This is a genomic window from Gilliamella sp. Fer4-1 (assembly GCF_001690515.1).
GTDB classification, from domain to species: Bacteria; Pseudomonadota; Gammaproteobacteria; order Enterobacterales; family Orbaceae; genus Gilliamella; species Gilliamella apicola_C.
The window spans coordinates 1-3,636 of record NZ_LZGZ01000267.1; the positions used below are offsets into that span (position 1 = coordinate 1).

Annotated in this window: 3 protein-coding genes and 1 pseudogene; 3 read left to right on the forward strand and 1 reads right to left on the reverse strand. The window is 38.0% G+C overall.

Features of this window, described 5'->3' with window-relative positions; translation table 11 throughout:
* Positions 1-131: 131 nt before the first annotated feature.
* The 3 genes from A9G30_RS09425 to A9G30_RS09435 are packed head-to-tail and all read left to right on the forward strand — an operon-like array spanning position 132 to position 2,969.
* Positions 132-629, forward strand: a complete 498-nt coding sequence (locus A9G30_RS09425) for a MarR family winged helix-turn-helix transcriptional regulator (protein ID WP_065588785.1) — start codon at positions 132-134, stop codon at positions 627-629.
* Positions 630-687: 58 nt separating this feature from the next.
* Complete coding sequence (locus A9G30_RS09430) at positions 688-1,827, forward strand: HlyD family secretion protein (protein WP_065588786.1); 1,140 nt, start codon at positions 688-690, stop codon at positions 1,825-1,827.
* Entirely contained in the window at positions 1,824-2,969 is a 1,146-nt protein-coding gene (locus A9G30_RS09435; protein ID WP_218057822.1) for an ABC transporter permease, read from the forward strand. The genes A9G30_RS09430 and A9G30_RS09435 overlap by 4 nt, the downstream gene beginning before the upstream one ends.
* A 49-nt stretch (positions 2,970-3,018) precedes the next feature.
* On the opposite strand, the pseudogene A9G30_RS12465 reads toward A9G30_RS09435, so the two are convergent.
* Positions 3,019-3,416, reverse strand: a pseudogene (locus A9G30_RS12465) (transposase); the annotation flags it as partial.
* Between the last annotated feature and the right edge of the window lie 220 nt (positions 3,417-3,636).

Genomic DNA, 3,636 nt, shown 5'->3' on the forward strand with positions numbered 1-3,636 from the left:
AACAATGAAAATTAGTTATAAAACAATATCGACTCCACTCCCATAACCAACCCATAAAAAATAGTTAAAAAAGTTGCCAATTATAATTAACTTTATATAATTAGCCGACTAAATAAATTGAGTAATGATAATTGAATTACAATTCAAGAAAACTTCCTTCACGCGAAACTTTAGCAAAAGCGCAAAGATTTACTGATGAAACCATTGAGGTTTCCGGTGTCGATCTTGTCCTTAGTTTAATCACTACCGCCGATTTAATTCGCTCAAATATTTATGCGAAACTGGCAAAAGATTATGATGTATCTGAAGGAAAATTTGCGTTGTTAATGTCCTTGTATAGTGAAGGAGAAACTTGTGCTAGCGAGCTCGCATTAAGAGTCGGCGTTACACCGGCAACCGTTTCGGTAATGGTAAAACGAATGTTAGCTACCCAAGATCCTTTAATATCAATGACGAAAAGTGGACAAGATGGCCGCTCCCGACTCATCACGCTCACCACGACGGGAGTGAATCTTATTCAAAAAGCATTACCTGATCACTTAAAATCGATTCGCGCTTTTGCTCAAGTCTTAAATCCACAAGAGCAAGAATCTTTAATTGCAATGTTGCGCAAATTATTGCGGAAATAATTGCTAGTATTTATTAATAATCGTAATATTTTAACCATATACTTAGCTGACTAAATAAATGAAAAATAAATTAAACTTCAATAATTTACCTAAAAACATTAAAATCCCTGTTATCTTTTTATTGCTACTTCTTTTTGGCTCAATACTAATTTGTCTTGGTTCCAGAAACGATGCTGTCACTGTGGCAAAAAGTATCAAATCAGGGGTATTAACTGCTGATGAAATCAATATTGCATTCCAAAATGTTGGTGGAAAGGTCATAAAACGATTTGTTCAAGAATCACAATTCGTAAAAAAAGGCGATCCTTTAATGCAACTTGAAGATATTGATACCCAACTATCTATTGATCGCTTACAAGCATTGGTCGACAGCCAAACCGCTGCGGTCAATCAAGAACAAGCAGCAATCGAAATCACTGAAAACGAAATCAATCTTAATGAACTATCAACATGGCGCAAAATAGAAGAAGTCAAAGCAGGCTTAGAGGCAGCAAAATCAGCTCGAGATTTGGCTAATACTGAATTTCAACGCCATACTCAATTAAGAAAAGCCGGTGGATCTTCACAATCGCAACTCGACGCAGCACGCAATGCCTACATCAACACAAAAATGCAAGTTGTCCAGATTGAAAGTCAATTGTCAACATTAATGATTGGCGCAACCCCTGAACAAATGACGCAATTTGAACAAACCCGAAATGCGATCGGTATGACATTGCAATCAATCACAATTGCTAAACAAAAATTGCAAAATCGTCAAAATCAACTTGCTCAGATCCGAGCTCAATTAGCACAAGCTGAAACCGATTTAAAACAGCTCAAAGTCAATTACAACCGCCTTACATTGGTTGCACCAGAGGATGGCAAAGTACTAAAGCTGATGTTTGAAGATGGTGAAATGGTGCCGGCTGGTGCGCCTGCGGTATTGTTAGAAACTGATCGCAAATATGTTGATATTTATGTTAACGAAAAAATGGTTAATGATTATCAGCCAGGTACTCAGGTAAAAGCGAATGTTATTGCACTCGACAAAACAGTAAAAGGCACCGTACGTTTTGCAACCGCGGCGCCTTCGTTTGCTGATTTACGCATGACTCGCGAACGCGGCCAAGCCGATTTAACATCTTACCAAGTCAGAATTTATATAGAATCCATTCCTAAATTATTAACTGGAATGACACTTGAGGTTAATCAATGATGCAAAACATCATTAAATCTATGCTTGAAGAGCTTGATGCGATGCTATCAGGCCACTTCATCCCTTATTATAAAGTGTGTTTGGGCTTAGCCGCTATCGTGTCGCTTATCTTTTCAATGGTATTGAGCCATGGCTCTGTTTTTGAAGGAAAAATTGCGGTTATTGATTTAGATAGTTCGAATTATTCCACTGAACTAATCAGCAAAGTGAATACCTCGCCTTTTATTGAAATATCTGAGGTCATTCACTCACCAATAAACCCAATTACCTTAGTTTCACACGATAGTAATTTAGGGGTGCTATATATCCCCAAAGGGCTGGAAAAGTCATTAAAGAAAGGCGATAAAACAGTTAAATTAGGTTACTTTGTTGATGATACGAATGATGCACAAAACGCTAAAGTCATGCAAAGTCTTAACGAAATCATTCCTGAGCTAGGGGTAGAATTAAGCGTTGGTAAAGTTGCTGCATTAGGGCAAGGAAGAGAAGCAACCGAAGCGACTTTATCACCAATGCAATTAAAAACACGCTACATGTTTAACCCGGCGAGCTCATCAACAATATCGACGATTATCTATTTTGTCTACTTCTTCTCGTCGCTGACTTATGGACTAACATCGTTAATGATTATCGGCCGCTTAAAAAGCACAGGAATGTGGAATACCGTTATCGAGCGTGGATTTTTGCCACTATTGGCGCGAACCGTGCCTTATGCCCTATTTTACACCACCGCGTTAACGTTAATTACCGCAATATTGGTCATTTTTGGACAACTGCGTTTTGATGGTAACTATTTTGCATTCGTACCTAGCGTATTTATGACAGGACTCGCATTTGGTTGGCTAGGATTTTTACTTTCTTGGAACACTAACCATCCTGGCGAAGGGGCAAGCCGGATGATATTTTTAGTGCCACCGGGATTCATCATGGGCGGCTCAACCATGGCGGTCGGAATTATGCCAATTTGGGCCTATTATGCCAGCCATGCCTTTCCATTAGTTTGGTTATTCCGATTTTTCCGTGACTGCGCTATGCGTGGGCGCTCGTTTATTGATATGCTTTCAACCTATGGGATCTTTATCATCTATTTAACGGTTATTGCTTTTGTTGTGATGATGTTTGTTGAGCGAGTAACAAAGTGACTTGTGAGTAAATTTTTGGAGAGTGATCATAATTCTGTGTCAGGTTAATTCACAAAGAGATCACCTTATCAAGACGATTAAAAGAAAATATCATCTGTGACAATGCTAAATTCCAATTTTGGATAGGCATTGTCCATTTTTTCTCCGCATTTTTCAATGCCCCCCAAATATAACAGCTTGAGCAAGCTATTTTCATTAGGAAAAACGTTTTTGTTAATTTGCGAAATTGTCGATGAATAGACTCAATAGCATTCGTGGTATAAATCACCTTACGAATTGGCTCAGAATAGCGGAAATAAGCCGATAAATTATCCCGCTTACGGCGCCACGACTGAATAACTATGGATATTTATCGCTCCATATTCGCTCAAGTTCATCTAACGCATCAATTGCCACATCACGAGACACCGCCTTGTAGACAGGTTTCAAATCACTCATAAAGGTTTTGTAATATATTGTCTTTGAACTTTTACCTTGCGTCGATTAAAGGTTATATCATTGGCTAAATCTTGGGACTGGTGTCATTTCCTTTTTTATACCTAGCTTACCGAAATGACATAGAATATTGAACACTCTTCTTACCAGCGGTGGCGGTAAGCTATAATTATAAGTATTTTTCGTTTTATTTTTCTTTTCGATACTTTCTTTTTTTATCATTTATTTAAAT

Coding starts and splice junctions, on each gene's coding strand:
- A9G30_RS09430 (WP_065588786.1), top strand. CDS start 688: ATGAAAAATAAATTAAACTTCAATAATTTACCTAAAAACATTAAAATC.
- A9G30_RS09435 (WP_218057822.1), top strand. CDS start 1,824: ATGATGCAAAACATCATTAAATCTATGCTTGAAGAGCTTGATGCGATG.